General features: G+C 63.0%; 17 protein-coding genes. 7 read left to right on the forward strand and 10 right to left on the reverse strand.

Features of this window, described 5'->3' with window-relative positions; all coding sequences use genetic code 11:
- Positions 1 to 69: 69 nt before the first annotated feature.
- A complete protein-coding gene (locus FIV38_RS01950) occupies positions 70 to 570 on the forward strand; it encodes a DUF2938 domain-containing protein (protein WP_268876872.1) in 501 nt (166 codons plus the stop codon).
- Here the strand turns inward: FIV38_RS01950 and FIV38_RS01955 are convergent.
- From FIV38_RS01955 to soxR, 4 genes are all read right to left on the reverse strand, one after another.
- Entirely contained in the window at positions 551 to 2,410 is a 1,860-nt protein-coding gene (locus FIV38_RS01955; protein WP_092231496.1) for a DUF3857 domain-containing transglutaminase family protein, read from the reverse strand. The two genes, FIV38_RS01950 and FIV38_RS01955, sit on opposite strands and share 20 nt — an antisense overlap.
- 137 nt (positions 2,411 to 2,547) lie before the next feature.
- Positions 2,548 to 3,438 (reverse strand): bestrophin family protein, encoded by an 891-nt coding sequence (locus FIV38_RS01960; protein ID WP_029294032.1) that lies wholly within the window; start codon positions 3,436 to 3,438, stop codon positions 2,548 to 2,550.
- A gap of 280 nt (positions 3,439 to 3,718) precedes the next feature.
- Positions 3,719 to 5,017, reverse strand: a complete 1,299-nt coding sequence (locus FIV38_RS01965; protein WP_070994551.1) for an MFS transporter — start codon at positions 5,015 to 5,017, stop codon at positions 3,719 to 3,721.
- A gap of 248 nt (positions 5,018 to 5,265) precedes the next feature.
- On the reverse strand, positions 5,266 to 5,739 hold the full coding sequence (soxR, locus tag FIV38_RS01970) for a redox-sensitive transcriptional activator SoxR (protein ID WP_092231493.1): 474 nt from the start codon (positions 5,737 to 5,739) through the stop codon (positions 5,266 to 5,268).
- A gap of 122 nt (positions 5,740 to 5,861) precedes the next feature.
- Here soxR and FIV38_RS01975 point away from each other — a divergent pair, with 122 nt between their 5' ends.
- From FIV38_RS01975 to FIV38_RS01995, 5 genes are read left to right on the forward strand one after another with little or no spacing between them, the layout of a single operon-like run.
- A complete protein-coding gene (locus FIV38_RS01975) occupies positions 5,862 to 6,956 on the forward strand; it encodes an efflux RND transporter periplasmic adaptor subunit (protein ID WP_092231490.1) in 1,095 nt (364 codons plus the stop codon).
- Complete coding sequence (locus FIV38_RS01980) at positions 6,953 to 10,054, forward strand: MexW/MexI family multidrug efflux RND transporter permease subunit (protein WP_092231487.1); 3,102 nt, start codon at positions 6,953 to 6,955, stop codon at positions 10,052 to 10,054. Before FIV38_RS01975 ends, FIV38_RS01980 begins: the two co-directional genes overlap by 4 nt.
- Complete coding sequence (locus FIV38_RS01985) at positions 10,051 to 11,508, forward strand: efflux transporter outer membrane subunit (RefSeq protein WP_092231484.1); 1,458 nt, start codon at positions 10,051 to 10,053, stop codon at positions 11,506 to 11,508. The genes FIV38_RS01980 and FIV38_RS01985 overlap by 4 nt, the downstream gene beginning before the upstream one ends.
- Positions 11,505 to 12,200 (forward strand): tRNA (adenine(22)-N(1))-methyltransferase, encoded by a 696-nt coding sequence (locus tag FIV38_RS01990; RefSeq protein WP_235860941.1) that lies wholly within the window; start codon positions 11,505 to 11,507, stop codon positions 12,198 to 12,200. The genes FIV38_RS01985 and FIV38_RS01990 overlap by 4 nt, the downstream gene beginning before the upstream one ends.
- A 54-nt stretch (positions 12,201 to 12,254) precedes the next feature.
- A complete protein-coding gene (locus FIV38_RS01995; protein WP_029294046.1) occupies positions 12,255 to 12,551 on the forward strand; it encodes a DUF3144 domain-containing protein in 297 nt (98 codons plus the stop codon).
- 40 nt (positions 12,552 to 12,591) lie between these two features.
- Here FIV38_RS01995 and FIV38_RS02000 read toward each other — a convergent pair whose 3' ends face one another.
- The 5 genes from FIV38_RS02000 to FIV38_RS02020 all read right to left on the reverse strand — a co-directional run bounded on the left by FIV38_RS02000 (position 12,592) and on the right by FIV38_RS02020 (position 16,962).
- Entirely contained in the window at positions 12,592 to 13,218 is a 627-nt protein-coding gene (locus FIV38_RS02000) for a glutathione S-transferase family protein (protein ID WP_092231483.1), read from the reverse strand.
- A gap of 69 nt (positions 13,219 to 13,287) precedes the next feature.
- Positions 13,288 to 13,455, reverse strand: coding sequence for a DUF2986 domain-containing protein (locus tag FIV38_RS02005; RefSeq protein WP_092231480.1), 168 nt, complete (start codon positions 13,453 to 13,455; stop codon positions 13,288 to 13,290).
- 286 nt (positions 13,456 to 13,741) lie between these two features.
- Entirely contained in the window at positions 13,742 to 15,001 is a 1,260-nt protein-coding gene (locus tag FIV38_RS02010; RefSeq protein ID WP_092231477.1) for a hypothetical protein, read from the reverse strand.
- A gap of 90 nt (positions 15,002 to 15,091) precedes the next feature.
- Positions 15,092 to 15,778, reverse strand: a complete 687-nt coding sequence (locus FIV38_RS02015; RefSeq protein WP_092231474.1) for an MOSC domain-containing protein — start codon at positions 15,776 to 15,778, stop codon at positions 15,092 to 15,094.
- Between the two features lie 128 nt (positions 15,779 to 15,906).
- A complete protein-coding gene (locus FIV38_RS02020) occupies positions 15,907 to 16,962 on the reverse strand; it encodes an NAD(P)/FAD-dependent oxidoreductase (protein WP_092231471.1) in 1,056 nt (351 codons plus the stop codon).
- A 201-nt stretch (positions 16,963 to 17,163) separates the two neighbouring features.
- On the opposite strand from FIV38_RS02020, the gene FIV38_RS02025 reads away from it, so the two are divergent.
- Positions 17,164 to 17,649 (forward strand): P-loop nucleotide/nucleoside kinase family protein, encoded by a 486-nt coding sequence (locus FIV38_RS02025; protein WP_070994541.1) that lies wholly within the window; start codon positions 17,164 to 17,166, stop codon positions 17,647 to 17,649.
- A gap of 114 nt (positions 17,650 to 17,763) precedes the next feature.
- Here FIV38_RS02025 and FIV38_RS02030 read toward each other — a convergent pair whose 3' ends face one another.
- Positions 17,764 to 18,648 (reverse strand): LysR family transcriptional regulator, encoded by an 885-nt coding sequence (locus FIV38_RS02030; protein ID WP_092231468.1) that lies wholly within the window; start codon positions 18,646 to 18,648, stop codon positions 17,764 to 17,766.
- Positions 18,649 to 18,661: the final 13 nt, after the last annotated feature.

Consider the following 18,661-nt stretch of genomic DNA (forward strand, 5'->3'; position numbering starts at 1 on the left):
GAATGTTTGCTTGGAGGCGCCTAAGCCTCTGTGTTGCTCTCACCGCCAACGATCAAAAGGAGTAGGGACGTGCTTGAGTTTCTTGGGTATTCGGTGGTTATCGGGGCCGGTGCGACCTTGGTCATGGACCTTTGGGCGTTGTTGCTCAAGCGCTGCCTGGGCGTGCCCTCCCTGGATTTCACTATGGTGGGCCGTTGGGTCGGCCATCTGCCACGTGGGCGCTGGATGCATGCCGGTATCGCCAAATCGCCTCCCGTGCCGGGGGAGCGTCTGTTGGGGTGGGTCACCCATTACCTGATCGGGGTGTTCTTCGCGGCTTTGCTACTGCTGATGGTGGGAATTGAGTGGGCGCGGCAGCCGACGTTGCTGCCGGCCTTGAGCTTTGGCGTGCTGTCTGTGGTCGCCCCGTTCTTTGTCTTGCAACCGGCGATGGGGGCAGGCATCGCTGCGTCCAGAACGCCCCAGCCCAACACTGCGCGGTTGCGCAGCATTGTGGCCCATGGGGTGTTTGGGATGGGGCTGTACCTGGCCGCTTGGGCGTTGCTTCTGATTACAGGGTCTGCACGATGATCTGGCTCTTCAGGTCGCTGACCATGCTTTCGATCACCGGCTTCATCGCCTTGAAGTCCTCGGGGCTGCACACCGTGTTGGCATGGGCAAACTTGAAGTAGCGGGTGATCAGGACCGTATTGCCTTCCTTGGCGTAGGTGGCCTGGTAGTCAAAGCCGGCCTGTTGCAGGGACTGCGGCTTGGGCACGGCGAGGACGGTGACTTCCTTGGGGAACTCGAAGCGGGCCTGCTCCTGGGTTTCTCCCGAGAGGCAACCGAAGCCTTGGGTGCGGTCTTTTTCCGAGGCGAAGGCAAATACGTTCTGCGCAATGCCGCCCACCAGACTGCTGAGCGCCGGCACGCCGGTGGGGCCTGGCAGGTTGACCAGGTTGTCGGTGCGCCCTTCAAGGGTGTTCTTGAACGGGTTGACTTCATCTTGCAGCGAGTCGCTTTTGAACGTGCCCTGGCCCGTTTGCCCGTACCAGCCGAGGACATTGCGGATCATCGAGTCGCGGTCTGCTGGTTTCATGGCATTGAGCAGGTAGCGATTGAACTCCGAACCCCAGCCTTCCACGGTGGTGGCGTGCACAAAGTCCGCCGCACCGTTGCTGTCGACCTTGAACAGCAGGTCGTTGCTGACCTTGCCGGTTTGCCCGGCCGGGGTCTTGGCCAGTTCGCCGGACTGCGTCAACAGCACCGGTTTGCCCAGCACCGGAATCGGCAGGTAGCCCGCGGCGATGGCCGCGGCAGTCGAGTCCAGGTACAGATCCAGGGCCGGCACGTAAGTGATCGCATGGTTGAGCACACCCAGGGTAGGCACTTTGGCCAGGGTGTAGCTGTTTCCCTGGTTGACCAGCACCGGTGAGCTTTCGATTGCTACCGCGCGCAGCATGGCTTCAAGCAGGGCCACGTGGTCCTTGCAGTCGCCATAGCGGTTATCCAGCACGGCCTGGGCCGGATGCGGCACTACGCCGCCCGCGCCAACATATACCGCCACATAACGAATGTTCTTGCGCACCCAGTCGCTCAGGGCCAGGGCTTTGCTGCGCGGGGTGGTCAGGTTGGCCGTGAGTTGCTTGGCCAGGGCGGCAATGGCCGGTGTCACTTCTACCTGGGCCCTGGCCTTATAGGCCTGGGCAAAGTCCTTGTAGCTGGCGAAGGTCGAGACCGCGAGGAATTGCCCGTAATCGACATAGGACACGGCGCCGTTTTCAATGCGCGCCTTGGCCTGCGGTACGTAGTCCCAACGGTACACCTTGCGCCCAGCGGCGGCGGCCGGGGTACTGGCCTTGAAGCCCCGGGCGTCGACAAACAGCGGCTTGTCGGCCGGCAAGTCGTAGCTCAGGCTCAACTGCTCGGCGTCATAGAAGTCCGGCACGAAGAAGTCTTCGAATTGCTGGGGGAACAGTGCCGTAGTGCGCTGGCGCTGGTAACGCAGGACCAGCCGGTCACCGACCGTCACCTGCGGGAAAATCACCACCTTGACCCGCGAGTCCTGGAACATCGGCGCCTGCGAAGAGGCTGTCTCCTGTTGTTCCTTGATCTGCTCGGCGCTCACCTTTACCTGGCGGCCGTCGGGTTTACGGGTGAAGGCTTCAAGCACTTCGAGGGTTTCCAGAGAACGGTTGTAGCTCAACGAACGTTGCGCGTTGCTCTTGATCGCGCGCTCTTCGTTGATCCGCGTAACCAGTTCAATGGTCTGGACGAAACTGCCATCGGCATTGATCACGTAGGACTGTTGATTTTTTTCGAAGGTGGCCGAGTGGTCGGTTTCATCGGTGGCGGCCTGGGCCGTCAGTGAACAAGCCGCCAAAAACAGTACGCCCAGCAGGCGCAGGGAGGGCAGGTAAAAGCCTTGCATAGAGATCCTTCTGACTAATGCGACGCTCACCCGGCGAGGGCGAGCGCATTGCGATAAACAAAGTGTTTAATGCGACGCATTATTATATAGATGCTCGGACAATGCAGGCTTTTTAATGGCAACCACGTGGCTGCGGGTCAGCGGTTGTGCACATCGCCCAACGAATCACGCTGCATCGACTGCAGGTTTTTTTCGATGGTTTCGCAGATGGCTTCGGTCTGGATCTGGTGTTCACTGGAGCGAAACGGGCTTTGCAGGTCGGTGCCGATCCGTTCGATGGCCAGCAGCATAAACCCCACCACCGTCGATGCCAGCGGGGTGAACCAGCCCAGGGACTCCACCAACCCCACCGGCACAATCAGGCAGAACAGCGAAATAAACAGCCGTGGAAAATACACATACGGGTAGGGCAACGGCGTATTGGCGATGCGCTCCATACCGCCCTGGCTGTTGGACAGGTCGACCATGGTGGATTCGATCCGCGCCAGGCGAATGCTGTCCAGGCGCCCGGCCTTGTACTCGCGGGCCAGCAGGGCGGCGGAACCAGTGAGGATGTCGTTGGCAAAGTTGTTGGTGGCACCGTTGCGCGCGAACTCGTCCATGGGAATAAACGCCCGCACTTCCTCGGGGCACGGCTCGCCCCGCAGGTGCGCCGCCAGGCAATTCACATACGCCACATGGCGGCGCAGCAGGGTCGACTTGATCGGGTTGACCTCGTTGTCGGGGTCGTCCAGCAACGTCAGCACCTGGCGCGCAAAGCTACGCGAATTATTCACCATCGCGCCCCACAGCGTGCGTGCTTCCCACCAGCGGTTATAGGCGCTGGTGTTGCGAAAACTGATCAGCACCACCAGCGCCGAACCGAGCAGCGTCAGGGGCATCAGCGGCAGGTTGATCTTGGCGTTGAGGAACAGCATGAAGTCCACGGTGACCGCAATATCCCAAAGCAGCAGCCAGAACAATGCCCAGCCTACATAACCCATGGTCTTGATAATCAGGCGGTACTTTTTGACGATGGCAGCTTTCAAACACAAACCTCCGAGCGGGCGAAAAGCATCAATGCCCTAGCTCGGACGGTATATGTGCAAGAAAGGTTCGCTGGTGGCCTACCCCAGTGAGCAGACTGAGGGTTGCCGTGGCGAGGGGGCTTGTCCCCCGTTGGGCTGCGCAGCAGCCCCAAAACCACCCCCTCAGCCCACCTGAAGAAACTCAATGGTCTTATTGAAATGGGGCTGCTGCGCAGCCCAACGGGGGACAAGCCCCCTCGCCACTACCAGCTTCTTTATCCGCTGCTCTCTACAGCCAAACTCAGGCGTCGTGCAGGGAAATACGCGAGGTTTCCGGCAGGGCCAGGCCACCGGCCAGGGCCAGCAAGGCCACGGCAATCAGGTAAAACGCTGGCGACAGGTTGCTGCCGGTTGTGCTGATCAACCACGTGGCCACCAGTGGCGCAGTGCCGCCAAAGATCGTGTAGGCCATGTTGTAGGTAATCGCCGAAGCGGTGTAGCGCGTGCGGGTCGGGAAGGTTTCCGAGAGCAGGGCGGCCGTGACCACACCGCACAACACCGCACCCACCGCCAGCAGCATCACGCCGACGATCGACGCAACGAACGAGCCGGAGCTGGCCATCAAAAACGACGGATACACCACCACCATCAACAGCCCGCAGGCGGTCATCACCGTGACGCGTCGCCCGACGCGGTCGGAGTACCAGCCCGCCGCCGGGCACATCGCCGCGGCGAAGATCAGCGCAATCAGCGACACCAGCAGCGCCGTCGCCCGACTCAGGCCACCGGCCACTTGCAGGTACGTCGCAAAGTAGGTGGTGAACATATAAAACGACAGCGCCGTCAGCGACACAAACGCGCCCAGGCAGCAGATCGCTGCGCCATGGTTGCGCAGGGTTTCCTTGAGCGGCGAGTGGGCCACGGCATGCTCTTGTTTCACCGCCTGGAACGCCGGTGTTTCATCCAGCCGCCAGCGCAGGTACAGCCCCACCAGGCCCAGCGGCGCGGCGATCAGGAACGGCAGGCGCCAGCCCCAACTGCCCATGGCCTCGGCTGACAGCGAGGCTTCCAGCGCATAGGCCACCACCGCCGCCGAGGCGAAGGCGGCAAAGGTCGACACGGGGATAAAGCTGCCGTACCACGCCCGTTTGTCGCTGGGCGCGTGCTCCATCAGGTAGGCACAGGCCCCGGCGTATTCACCCCCGGCGGAAAAGCCCTGGGCGCAGCGGATCAACGACAACAGGATCGGCGCCGTAACGCCAATCGCAGCATAGGTGGGCAACAAGCCGATCAAGGTCGTCGCACCAGCCATCAGCAATATCGTCATTGCCAGGGTGCGCTTGCGGCCGATGCGATCGCCCAGCATGCCGAAAAAGATCCCGCCCAGGGGCCTGAACGCAAAGGCCACGGCAAATACCGCGAACGTCTTGAGCAACGCCGCGCTGGCATCGCCACTGGGGAAAAACTGCTGGGCGATGGTGGTGGCGAGAAAGCCATACACGGCAAAGTCGAACCACTCGACAAAATTGCCGATACCGGCGGCGACGATGACTTTTCTCAGGGTTTGCGGCGGGACCTGTTCAGTAGATGCGCGCGTCATGGCGGGGCCTCGGCATTTCGTCAGTGATCGCTCGATTATCAGGAAAGAGCCCGCAGCGACTTACTTCAAAAGTGTCATCGGCGTAGTCAGCACCGACCTGCCAAGGCAATGAAGATCAAATGTGGGAGCTGGCTGGCCGGCGATAGCGACAGGTCAGCCAACATCAATCCCAGCAATGCCGCCGCCAGCGCAGCCTCGCAGGGCGAGACAGCTCCCACCTTGATCTTCAGGGATTGGAAGATTGCATTTCAGATCCGCTGGCTGGCGCGTTCGAGGATCCTTGGGCCCGGGCCTTCCTGGGCCAAGGTGTCGCTGGGGTTGCGCAAGGGGCAGTCGTTGAGTGACAGGCAGCCGCAACCGATGCAGTTGTCCAGGCTGTCACGCAGGGCTTCCAGGGTGCGGATGCGTTCGTTGAGGTTGTCGCGCCAGGCCGAGGACATTTCTCCCCATTGCGCGGCCGTCAGTTTGCTGTTCGGTGGATAGCGGCCCATGGCGCGCTTGATCTCTTCCAGGGGGATGCCGGTGCGCTGCGCCACCTTGATGATCGCGATGCTGCGCAGCACCAGCGACGGGAAGCGTCGTTGGTTGCCAGCGTTGCGCGTGCTGGCGATCAAGCCCTTGGATTCGTAGAAGTGCAGGGTGGAGATCGGTACGCCGCTGCGCCTGGCAACCTCGCCGATGGTGAGGGAGCGCACACCGTCGGGGTTCTTTTCTGCTGCCATGGGTGTTGCCCTCAAGTTAAGTTGAGGTTTTATAGTCCTGCCCGATCTTTGCTGCAACCGCTTTCCATCGCCAGTGCGGGGTGGGGCGGCAGCGAACACACCACAAATGAGCGGAGCAGGGCATGGGCAGAAGGATGCTAGTGGGCGGGGGCGTGGCAGCGGTAGCGGTGCTGGCCCTGGTTATCACGTTATGGGGTAATCAACCCTCAACCCAGGCCGCAGCGGCGTGGCCGGTGGCCAAGGTGGCGCTGGCCAAGGTGCGCCAGGGTGAGGCCCCTCGCCAGGCCTTTGCCGCCGGGGAACTGGAGGCGGCCAACCAGGTAGAGGTGGCGGCGGAAACCGCCGGGCGTATCACGCGGATCGCCTTCGAATCCGGGCAAGGGGTCAAGGCCGGGCAGTTGTTGGTCCAACTCAATGACGCCCCCGAACAGGCCGACCGTTTGCGCCTGCACGCCCAACTGCGCAATGCCCAGACGCTGTTCCTGCGCCTTAAAAAGCTTGCGGCCGTGAATGTTGCGACCCAGGAACAACTGGACAACGCCACCGCCGCCCTCGACATGGCCAAGGGCGAGCTGCAACAGGTCGATGCGCTGATTGCGCAAAAAGCTATCCGTGCGCCATTCGCCGGGCAGGTGGGGATCCGCCGCGTGCATCAAGGCCAGTACCTGCAGACCGGGGAAGCCATCGCCAGCCTGGTGGATGCCCAGCGCCTGCATGTGAATTTTGCCCTGGCTGAACAGGCGGCCCCTGGCTTGCGCGTCGGCCAGAGCGCCCAGCTCACGGTGGATGCCTTGCCGGGCGAGCATTTCCTGGCGCAGATCAATGCCATCGACCCGCTGATCGGCCAGTCGCGCTCGGTGCGGGTGCAAGCCACCCTGGCCAATCCGGGCGGGCAGTTGCAGGCTGGGATGTACGCCAGCGTGCGTCTATCGGCGGTGCAATCACCCACGGTGCTGGTGGTGCCGGAAACCGCCATCACCTACACCGCCTACGGGCAGACCGTGTTTATCGCCAGCGCCGATCCGGCCGGCGCCTTGAGTGTGCGCCGCGTGCAGGTGACCACCGGGGAGCGCTGGCAGGGCCTGGTGGAAATCACCTCGGGCCTGGCACTGGGCGACCAGGTGGTGGTTTCCGGGCAGCTCAAGCTCAGCGACGGCATGCCCGTCGAAGCGGTCGAGCAAAACACGTTGGACGTTGAAGGGAATCGCGCCTCATGAGCTTCACCGACAGTTTTGTACGGCGCCCGGTACTGGCGCTGGTCGTCAGCAGCCTGATCGTCCTCGCCGGCCTGTTTGCCCTCGGCAAATTACCGGTGCGCCAGTACCCGTTGCTGGAAAGCTCGACCATCACCGTCAGCACCGAATACCCCGGTGCCTCGGCCGAATTGATGCAAGGCTTTGTCACCCAACCGCTCACCCAGGCCGTGTCGTCGGTGGAGGGTATCGATTACCTGGCGTCGTCGTCGGTCCAGGGGCGTAGCGTGATTACCCTGCGCATGACCCTCAACCGCGACTCGACCCTGGCGTTGGCCGAGACCATGGCCAAGGTCAATCAAGTGCGTTACCGCTTGCCCGATGATGCCTACGACCCGGTGGTCGAACTCTCGGCCGGCGACTCCACCGCCGTGGCCTACGTGGGGTTTCCCAGTGACACGCTGTCGATTCCCGAGCTCAGCGACTACCTGTCGCGGGTGGTCGAACCGCAGTTGTCCGGGATCGACGGGGTCGCCAAGGTGCAAACCTTCGGCGGCCAGAACCTGGCGATGCGCCTGTGGCTGGACAGCGATCGCATGGCCGGGCGCGGGGTGACCGCCGCCGATGTGGCACAAGCGGTGCGCAGCAATAACTACCAGGCCACGCCAGGGCAGATCCGTGGCCAATTCGTGCTGGCCGATATCCATATCGACACGGACCTGACCAGTGTCGAGGCCTTCCGTGACCTGGTGATCCGCAATGACGGCACGGCCCTGGTCCGCCTGCGCGATGTGGGCACCGTGGAGTTGGGCGCAGCGGCGACCCAGACCAGCGCCACCATGAATGGCCGTCCGGCGGTGCATCTGGGGCTGTTTCCCACACCGTCGGGCAACCCCCTGGTGATCGTCGATGGAATTCGTCAACTACTGCCGCAAATCCAGCAGACGCTGCCACCTGGGGTCAACGTCGCCCTGGCCTACGAGACCGCACGCTTTATCGAGGCGTCCATCGAGGAGGTGCTGCACACCTTGCTGGAGGCCATGCTGATCGTGGTGCTGGTGATCTGGCTGTGCCTGGGTTCGCTGCGCAGCGTGGCGATCCCGGTACTGGCGATTCCGTTGTCGATGCTCGGGGCAGCGGCCTTGATGCTGTTCTTCGGCTTCAGCCTCAACCTGCTGACCCTGCTGGCGATGGTACTGGCCATCGGCCTGGTGGTGGACGACGCCATTGTGGTGGTGGAAAACGTCCACCGGCATATCGAAGAAGGCCTGACCCCGGTGGCCGCGGCGTTGGTTGGCGCCCGCGAAATCGCCGGGCCGGTGGTTGCCATGACCCTGACGCTGGCGGCGGTGTACGCGCCCATCGGCCTGATCGGCGGCCTGACCGGCACGTTGTTCCGCGAATTTGCCCTGACCCTGGCGGGGGCGGTGATGGTCTCGGGCGTGGTCGCCTTGACCTTGTCGCCGGTGATGAGCTCGCTGCTGCTCAAGCCTGGGCAGCAAGAAGGGCGCATGGCCAAGTGGGCTGAACGGGTGTTTGGCGGGCTGGCCGCGACCTATGGCCGGGTGCTGGGTTACTCCCTGGCGCGGCGCTGGATCAGCGGCGGCGTTGCCTTGCTGGTGTGCCTGAGTCTGCCGTGGTTGTACACGTTGCCCCAGCGCGAGCTGGCGCCTCCCGAGGACCAGGCGGCGATATTGACCGCCATCAAGGCCCCGCAATACGCCAGCCTCGACTACGCGGAACGCTTTGCGAGCAAGCTCAACCGGATCATGGAGAGCCTGCCGGAAACCACCGACACCTGGATCATCAATGGCACTGACGGGCCGGCGGCCAGTTTCGGCGGGATCAACCTCAGCGCCTGGCAGGCCCGCGAGCGTTCGGCCGAGCAGGTCCAGGCCCAGTTGCAGCAGGCCGTGGGCGAGGTCGAAGGCAGCAGCATCTTTGCCTTCCAGGTCGCCTCGCTGCCCGGCTCCAGCGGTGGCCTGCCGGTGCAGATGGTGCTGCGCAGCGCCCTGGATTACCCGGTGCTGTACCAGACCATGGAAACCCTCAAGCAGCGGGCCCGTGACAGCGGCCTGTTTGCCGTGGTCGACAGCGACCTGGACTACAACAATCCGGTAGTCAAAGTCAGCGTCGATCGGGCCAAGGCGGCGAGCCTGGGCATTGGCATGCGCGATATCGGCGACTCGCTGGCGGTGCTGGTGGGCGAGCAGTACATCAACCGCTTCGCCTTGTATGGGCGCTCGTATGATGTGATTACGCAAAGCACCGAAGAACAGCGCCTGACCCCCCAGGCCCTGGCCCGCCAGTATGTGCGGACCGAAGGCGGCCAGTTGATCCCGCTGTCGGCCCTGGTGCATCTGGATATCACGGTGGCGCCGAACCGCCTGTTGCAGTTCGATCAGCAGAACGCCAGCACCCTGCAGGCCATCCCGGCGCCCGGCGTTTCCCAGGGGCAGGCGGTGGCTCTGCTGGAGCAACTGGCCGACGAACTGCCGCCGGGGTTCAGTCATGACTGGCAGTCCGAGTCACGCCAATACGTGCAGGAGGGCAGTGCGCTGGTATGGGCGTTTCTCGCCGCGATGGTGGTGATCTATCTGGTGCTCGCGGCGCAGTACGAAAGCCTGGTCGATCCGTTGATCATTCTGGTCACCGTGCCGTTATCCATTTGCGGCGCGCTGATCCCGCTGGCACTGGGCTGGGCCACGCTGAATATCTACACGCAGATCGGGCTCGTGACCTTGATTGGCCTGATCAGCAAACACGGGATCCTGATGGTGGAGTTTGCCAATGAGATCCAGGTGCGCGAGCACCTCGACCGCGCCGAAGCAATTATCCGCGCCGCGCAGATCCGCTTGCGGCCGGTGCTGATGACCACGGCGGCGATGACCTTCGGCGTATTGCCGCTGCTGTTCGCCGACGGTGCCGGGGCCAATAGTCGCTTTGGCCTGGGCGTGGTGATCGTCTGCGGGATGCTGGTTGGCACGCTGTTTACGCTGTTTGTCCTTCCCACTATCTATGCCTGGTTGGCGCGCGATCATCGGGTGCAGGGCCTGCGCCAGCGGCAACTGGCGGATGCCGAACGCCACCTGGCGCCCGGGCATGTCGAGGTGCGCCCATGAACATATTTATTCATTATCCGTTGTTGCTGGGGACGCTGGCCTGCCTGGGTGCCTGCTCGGTGGGGCCGCAATACCGCGCCCCCGAGATCGCGCCGATTCAGCTGGCCAGCCCGCAGGCCGAGGACTTCGCCCAGGGAACCGCGCAGCCGCTGGCCGCCTGGTGGACCTTCTTCGACGACGCCCAACTGGCGCGCTTGATCGAGAGCGCCGTGGCCCACAACCACGATGTGCGCCAAGCGCGGGCAAACCTGCTGTTGGCCCGTGCGTACGTCGACGAGCAAGCGTTGCAGCGCCTGCCGACCGTCACCAGCACGGCGGCGTACCAGCGCAGCCTGGAGCAGCAGCCGGTGACGGGCGCGCGGCCGAGCCGCAGCTTGTCCGAGTCGTGGCGTGCCGGCCTGGACCTGCAATGGGAGCTGGACCTGTTCGGTCGCCTCGACCACTTGAACCGCGCCGCGCAATCACGGGCCGAGGCCTCGCAGGCCGACCTTGAACAGGTGCAACTGAGCATCGCCGCACAAGTGGCCCATGCCTATTACGCGGCGCAGGGCCAGCGCCAGCAACTGCAACTGGCACATGATGCCGTGCGCAGTTGGCAAGTGACCGTCGGCCTGACCGAGGCGCAAAGCCAGGCCGGGAGTGGCCTGCCAGAAGAGTTGGAGAGTGCCCGGGGCAATGCGCTGCGCGCCCAGGCGACGATTGCGCCCTTGCAGAGCCAGCTGCAACGTAGCCTTTACCGGCTGCAAGTGTTGTCGGGGCAGCGCCCGGGCAGTTTCAGCGTCGACCTCGACCCCTTGGCGCCGGGGCCACTGGCGCGGCAATTGCCGCTGGGGGATGTCGACCGGTTGATCCGCAATCGACCGGATGTGCTGCAGGCCGAACGGCTGCTGGCGGCGCGCGTCGAGGACGTGGGCGCCGCCACCGCCGACCTGTATCCGCGCTTGAACCTGGGTGGGTTTATCGGCTTCTTCGCCTTGCGCGATGGGGATCTGGGCAGCGCCTCCCGGGCTTTCGAATTGACCCCGGGCTTGACCTGGCCGGCACTCAACCTGGGCACGGTGCGTGCACGCCTGCGCGGCGCCCAGGCCCTATCGCAACGGGAGACCGCACACTTCGAACAGGTGCTGTTGGTGGCCGTGGAAGAAGTGGAGGGCGCCATTACCCAACTGGCCGAACACCAGCGGCATCTGCTCAACCTGGTGCAATCGGCCCGGCATGTGGAGACGGCGCTGGATATCGCGCAGCGGCGTTACAGCGCAGGTTCCGGCAGTTACTTGTCGGTGCAGCAGAGCCAGCGCGACCTGCTCAGCCTGCGCCAGGCCATTGCCCAGGCGCAGGCCGCGTCCTATGGCAATGCGGTGGACTTGTACAAGGCGCTGGCCTGGCGGGCGCCGAGGCTTTACCCTGCGGCCCTCAGCGAGGCCAACGGTGCCTTGAAAAGGAACAGCAGTTGAACCAAAACACATTGTCCATGCGCCTGGAGTGCGTGGCGGCGCAGGTACCCGCCGGTGCGCGCCTGGCTGATATCGGCTCGGATCACGGCTACCTGCCGGTGGCGTTGATGAACCGGGGCGCCATCGTCGCGGCAGTGGCCGGCGAGGTGGCGCTGACCCCGTTCCGCGCGGCCCAGCGGACCGTGTGCGACAACGGCCAGGAATCGCACATCCACGTGCGCCTGGCAGATGGCCTGGCGGCCATCGAGCCGGCAGACCGGATCGACACGGTCAGCCTCTGCGGCATGGGCGGCGAGACCATCCGCGACATTCTTGAGCGCGGCAAGCTGTACCTCAGCGGCCAGGAGCGTCTGATCCTGCAACCCAACGGCGGCGAACAACCGCTGCGCCTGTGGCTGATGGACAACGGTTACCGCATCCTCTGCGAGGAGCTGCTGCGGGAAAATCGCTTCGACTATGAAATCATCGTCGCCGAGCGCAGCGGGCCGGTGAGCTACAGCGCCGAGCAACTGTACTTCGGCCCGCTGCAGATGCAGGCCCGCAGCGAGGCGTTCCTGGGCAAGTGGCAGCGCCTGTTGCGCTACAAGCAACGGACCCTGGACCAATTGGCCGAGGCGCGACAGGCGCTACCTGAGCAGAAGGTTGCGGAGCTGACGCAGGAGGTGCGCTGGATCACCGAGTTGCTGGTGTAGATCGCCACCCTCAGAAATGCTCCAATACGCCATCCTCCGACCCAGGTGACCCGCATGCCAGACGCTACAGACCAAGCCTTCTACGACCGTGCCGATGCGCATATCGAGCTGTCGAACGAGCAACTGAAAACCCTCGAGAACCTTGGCCAGGTCAGCGCCTCGATGATGTTCGGCACGACCCGTTTCAATGCCTGGGCGAGTGCGCGCAACTTCAAGTCCGGCGCACAAATGGCCGAGTCGCGGGAAGCGATGCTGAAGTATTTCTGCGACCAGTACCGGATGATGCTGGAAGACAATCTGGATGATCACATCAACAATTTCAGCCAGTACATGACGGCCCCAGGCAACTGACCGTCATTTAAGGGCGGGCGTTTACTCAATACCCGGCTGTTTACTTGGCAAACGCATATTCCCCACCCTGTTCCAGCGCCTTGCGATAGGCCGGCCGGGCCTGGAACCGCTGGACCCACGCCGCGAGGTTCGGGTAGGCCTGCAACTTGCCCTGGGCCTTGGCGATTTCGCCAATAAAACTCATCTGGATATCCGCGCCGCTCAGCTCCTCACCCAGCAGGTACGGTGACTGCGCCAGGGCGTTGTTCAGGTAACCCAGGTAATTGGCCAGTTCCGACTCGATCCGCGGATGCAATGGCGCGCCGGCTTCACCCAGGCGGCCGACATACAGGTTGAGCATCAGCGGCAGCATCGCCGAGCCTTCGGCGAAGTGCAGCCATTGCACGTAGGTGTCGTAGGCGGCTGTGGCGGGGTCCGGTTGCAGGCGGCCCTGGCCATGGCGGCGGATCAGGTAGTCGACAATGGCGCCGGACTCGATCACCACACGCGAGCCATCTTCAAGCACCGGCGATTTGCCCAGCGCATTGATCGCCTTGAGCTCTGGTGGCGCGAGGTTGGTTTTTGGGTCGCGCTGATAGCACTTGAGCGCGTAGGGCAGGCCGAGTTCTTCGAGCAGCCAGAGAATGCGCTGCGAGCGTGAGTTGTTGAGGTGGTGAACAATCATCATGGGAGGCTCCGCCGGGCGAGAGTGGGGTGTCTGGGAACAGACTGCTGTGCGGGCCTAGAGTGCCCTGAATCAGCTGGGCGTGTCAGAGGCAATCGGCGTGTCCTGGGCAGCTTCGGCTTCCAGTTTCAACCGGTCGGCCTTGCTGATGTACTTGTCTTTGCTCTTGGGGGCCAATTTGGCATTGGCCTTCTTGGCGTTGGCTTTCAAAATCTGGTTGAGTTTCTTACGACGGTTCATGCTTTCTACTCAGCGCGTTAATGCCTGGATGATATCAGTATGGCGAGCGGGCTCGCGCTGCCATTTATCAGGCGCGAACAACCCCTGTGGCGAGCGGGCTTGTCGGAACGCCGCATCGCCCGCGCTGGGCTGCGCAGCAGCCCCAATAAACACTCCGAGTTTTACCAGATAATCCGAGGTAGCTGATTTTGGGGCTGCTGCGCAGCCCAGCGCGGGCGATGCGGCGTTCCGACAAGCCCGCTCGCCACAGGTCATCACCCTAACCACAGATCGCTTGGGCTCTGGGTTAACGCACTACATCCAGCGCGGTGTATTCATACACGTAATGGATTTTGTCCGACGTTGACTCCAAGGTCATGGCGAGCCCCAAGTCCTCGATAAACGCGCGCGTGGTTTTATAGTCGCCCTGGTCGCATTCCAGTTTGATCGCGTCGCCCGTCAAGCTGGCAAACACCTGCCGCGCTGGAAAGCGTTGGCCCACCACGCAGTTCAAGGGCGTGATGCGGGATGTGTCGGTCGGCTTGGCCGGCACATCGGCCATGGTCATGCGCGCGCTCAGCGTTTGGCCTGGGGTCCAGGTTGGCGGAATATCCAGCGTGATTTCGTGGGTCAGCAGTACGCGCCCATCGCCTATGCCATTCATCTTCGACTTCAACTGGATCAGGTCGGCCTGGGTGAGGCGGTCGACGTTGAAGCGCTCGCTGTAGATCTCCTTCTTCTTCAGCAAGCCACCCTGGGCAGTGAACGTCTCGGAAACCGGGCTATCCTTGCTGCCGTCATCCTTGGTGGACTGGGACGTGTAGGTCAGCGTCTTGAACTTCGGTTGCAGCAGCGGCGAATCAAGGCGCTGGAGCACGCTGGTCGGCACCTGGACATCGTCGATATGAGTTTCGGCCACGGTTCGAGGATAGTCAGCCGGTGCAATGTCCGGACGCAAGCGGGCGAGCAACGCACCGTCCACGCCACCCTGCAGCGAACAACTGACCCGCGATTGCGTGCCCTGTTTGCCCTCCGGCTCGACCAGCAGCACCCGCTCTACCCGCCGTGTGCCGGGCGCGGAGCCGGGCTGGGGCGGCATGGCCTGCCACTGGTCGCCGACCTTGAGCTCGCTGCGAACGTACACCGGGCTGTTTTTTTGCAACGACCCAGGTTGTTCCAGCAGTGGCGCGATGCGTTTGGCGACGTCGTCGACACCGCCTTCAACCACAAAACCCCAGTAATAGTAGAGCCCCAACTTGCCGAGGTCGGTGCTCTCGTCGAAGTAGGACAACAGCTTCAAGCCGGCGATCGGCGGGGCGCTGACCAGCACTGAATTTTCCTCGCCGTTGGCGCGATTTTTAACCGCGATCCACGTGGTGTTCTTCTCCCGCACCAGCGGCGCATAGGCCTGCCAGGCGTCGCCGTGGGCGTGCAGGCTGGTGAAGAAACGGGCGTCACACTGGGTGAACGCCTTGAGCGTGTCGGTCAAGGCGGCGTCGCTGGCATGGGCCAGGGACGGCAGCAGCAGGGCAGAGGCGAGCAGCAGCGTAGGCGTGGGCAACTTCATTGGCGGGGATGTCCTTATCGGCGTGGGAGCTGGGCATTATCCAGACATTTATTGGCCTGGGGCAACGCAGCTCAGTGTTTGCGCTGCGTTTCAACCTTGCAGGCGCGGGCCCCAGTCCTCGGTCATGCCTTTTTCCAGGCGCCGTTCCAGGGTACGCCGCCATGACGGCACCAGCGGCAGCGCCAGGCATTCGCGCAACAACTCGGTCTCTACTTGCTTGTCGAACAGCACGGCGGACAAGCGAGCCAGTGACCAGTCGGCAAAGGGCCGTTCGACCCGTTGCAGGCTATCGCCCGCGCTCACCACGCCTTCCTCCAGCACCCGGTAGTACCAGCCGGTGCGGCCCGATTGCTGCACGCGCAGGGCCAGGTTGGCGACGGCGAAGCGGTCGCTGAGCTTCCAGCACGGCATGCGTCCCTGGGACACCTCGAGCAATGCCGTCCCGACCCGAATCCGATCGCCCAGGCAGACGTCATGCTCGCTCCAGCCGGTGGTACTGAAGTTCTCGCCAAAGGCCCCCGGCTGCGTCAGCAAGGGATGAGCGCCCAATTCGTCGGCCCAACGGGCGTAGTGCTCGAGCGGGTAGTGGTGAATGGCTTTTTCCACCCCGCCATGTACGCGCAGGTCGCCCTGTTCGTCGCCGTGAAGGCCCAGGGTGCAGACCTTCAGTTGGCCCTGTTGCGGCTGTTTATCGATGGCGCTCTGGGTGCCTGGGCGGGTGAATGGCTGCACGCGGCCGGTGAGCAAGGTGTCGAGGCGGATAGTGGGCAGACTCATGCAGGGACCTCCGGTATTTGATGTTCACGACAGATCAACGCGGGTGGCGAGCGCCGGCTGCTTGAAAGCGGCCCGGAAGGCGTTCGCGTGCTGCACAGCGAACCGATCTTCAAGAATGCGGTGTTGCCCTAGGTGGCAGGGCAACGGACAAATCGATCAGGACGGCATGGAGCAAGCGCAGAGGATACCTTGCCGTCGATGATCTCTTCACTGGCAAGACGTCCCACCACCGCCGCCAACATCACCCCAGGGTGCATGGCGCACACGTACACACCGCCGACCTGTGGCAGGTAACCGATGATGGGAATGCCGTCGGCCGGCATTGGCCTGAGCCCGACGCAGGCCAGTTCAGGCTCAATGCTGACCACGCCTTGGAGTTCATTCTGGATCGCTTGCGCCGTGCGTCGTGCAATCGCTATTGGCTGGTTGTCCAGGGTGTCGTCCAGGTAATCCTCTGCCGCCAGCAACGTACCGTCCGCAGCGTGCCGAACTTCCATTTCAGGGCTGGAGATCAAGGTTTTTACCAGGCTGGTGTGGGTCTTGTAGCGGATGAAAATCGCCGGGGAGGCGTTGATTGGGAGCTCGGCGCCGAGCATCTCAGCCAGCTTCGCAGTGCCTGTGCCCGCGGCCAGCACGACCACATCGGCCGCAATAAACCCCCTTGGCGTCTCGACCCCCGTTACCTGATCACCTTGAGTGGCAAAGCCCAGCACCTGAGTCTGGGTGAGCACCGTGGCCCCATGGGCCTGGGCACCATTGACCAACACGTGGGTGGCGGCCACGGCATCCAGGGCACCCTCTTCAGCGGCATAGGTTGCTTGTTCGGGTGGATGCTTGAGGTTGGGCTCAAGGTCGAGAATCTGCGAACGGCATACGCGACCGGCTGAAGGCACAGGTGCTGCGCCGTAAGTCAGGGCGCCAGTCCAACGGATCTCCAGCCCTGGGAGCTGGGCCTGGAGGCGGTGATATTCCTGGATGGCTGCACCACGTAATTGCCCAATCGGGTCGGGGGCTGGATGGGTGGTGTTGATCCAGGCGAATGAAGTCTTGGTTACGCCGCAGGCGATATCCTGGGCCTCGATCAGGGTGACCTTCGCGCCCTGGGTGGCCAGGTGATAGGCCAGGGAAGCGCCGACGATACCGGCACCGATGACGATGATTGTGTGGGCTGGGCTGTTTTCCATGGCAACCTCGGGTTTGTCGACATGGGAAGGGTACGACAGTGGGCAGTTGGGGAGTACGCTTACTGACTGACAATGGGCACAGGGCGCCTGCAATGCCGAGCGCGACCGGCTGAAAACGACCCGGAGCGCAAGGTGAGGTATCTGCGGTTGCTTCGACGCTTTTGTATGAGCATCATCAGGCTTCGACAAGGAGACGCCCCTATGCCAAAACCCGTGCTTCATCTGATGTCAGGCAAGATTGCATCCGGTAAATCAACGCTGGCCAAAAACTTGGCAGCCGAACAGTCGGCGATCCTGCTGAGTGAGGATAATTGGCTGTCGCGGCTTTACCCTGATCAGATCAAGTCAGTCACCGATTACGTGCGTCTGTCACGTCAGATTAGAGAGGTGCTGGGCCCGCTCGTCATCGATATGCTCAATACGGGCGTGACGGTGGTCTTGGACTTTCCCGCCAACACACCTGAAGATCGACGATGGTTGCGCAGCCTCGCTGACTCAGCCGAGGTTCCCCATTGTGTCCACTACCTTGAGGTGGACGAGGACATATGTCGAGGCCGGTTGCATAGGCGCAACCGCCGCGCCGAACATGAGTTTTCTGCGACAGATGCGCAGTTCGATCTGATCACTCGCTACTTTCGGGCGCCGGACGAGGATGAAGGACTCCAGATTAAAACCCACCGCCTTTGACGGGCAGCAGCGCCTGGAGAGGACATCCGAAGTGTCCGCTTCTGCCCCAGCGTGAATCGACCGGGCTTTCGTGGACATCTCAGGGCTGCAATGTTCGAGAGCGACAACATTGCTCTAGCCCGCGCTCAACCCCCACAACACATCCAGCACATGTTGCGTCGGCCGCTCGACGTCCCCACCACGGTGGGCAATACCGAGTTCACGCCACAACAAGGGCTGTAATGGCCGCATGACGATCCTGGTATCGGGCAGTGGCGTGGAGGCTTCATGGGGCAACAGCGTCGCGCCATAACCGGCCGCGACCAGGCTTTTGATCGCATCGTTGTAGTTCAGTTGAATGCGCGGCGTGGGCTGTCGTCCATCACTGGCGAACCACTCCGAGGTCAAGCGCGAAAGCCGAGTGGTGTTGTCATTCAGAATCAATGGCTGAGCGGCCAGCCAACCAGGGTTCACCACATCCGGGCAATCCCAGCGTGCCGGCAAGAAAGCCATGACCGGGTCCCGCCGCCAGGGCTCGATCCGCAATCCCTTCACCGGGGTCTGTGGCAGCGCGACCAGACCGATCTCCAAAGAGCCCTCGGCAAGCTTCTTCAATGTTTCCTGCGACGTGAGCACCGCGACCTGCACATCGATAGCGGGATGGCGTTGGCTCAATGTCTCCAACGCTTGCGGCATCAGCTGTGCGATCGCCCCGGTGGAGGCACCCAGTCGCACACGCCCGGCCAAGCCCTGCACCTGACGCTGCACGTCCTCAAGCGCTTGCTCTGCATCCGCCAACAGGCGCCGCGCGCGCTCCACCAGTGTTTCTCCAATCGCCGACGGCTGAACGCGCCCACGCGTGCGCGACAACAGCTTGCCGCCAACCCGCGACTCCAGGTCGGCGATATGCAAACTGACCGTGGGTGGCGCGAGGTGTAGCACACGGGCCGCCTCGGCAAACGAACCCAGGTCGGCAATGGCCACCAACGTGCGCAGACGGTCCAGGCTGATTTCGCGCATGAGTCATTCCTTG

Source organism: Pseudomonas proteolytica (genome assembly GCF_007858275.1).
In the GTDB taxonomy this organism is placed as follows: domain Bacteria; phylum Pseudomonadota; class Gammaproteobacteria; order Pseudomonadales; family Pseudomonadaceae; genus Aquipseudomonas; species Aquipseudomonas proteolytica.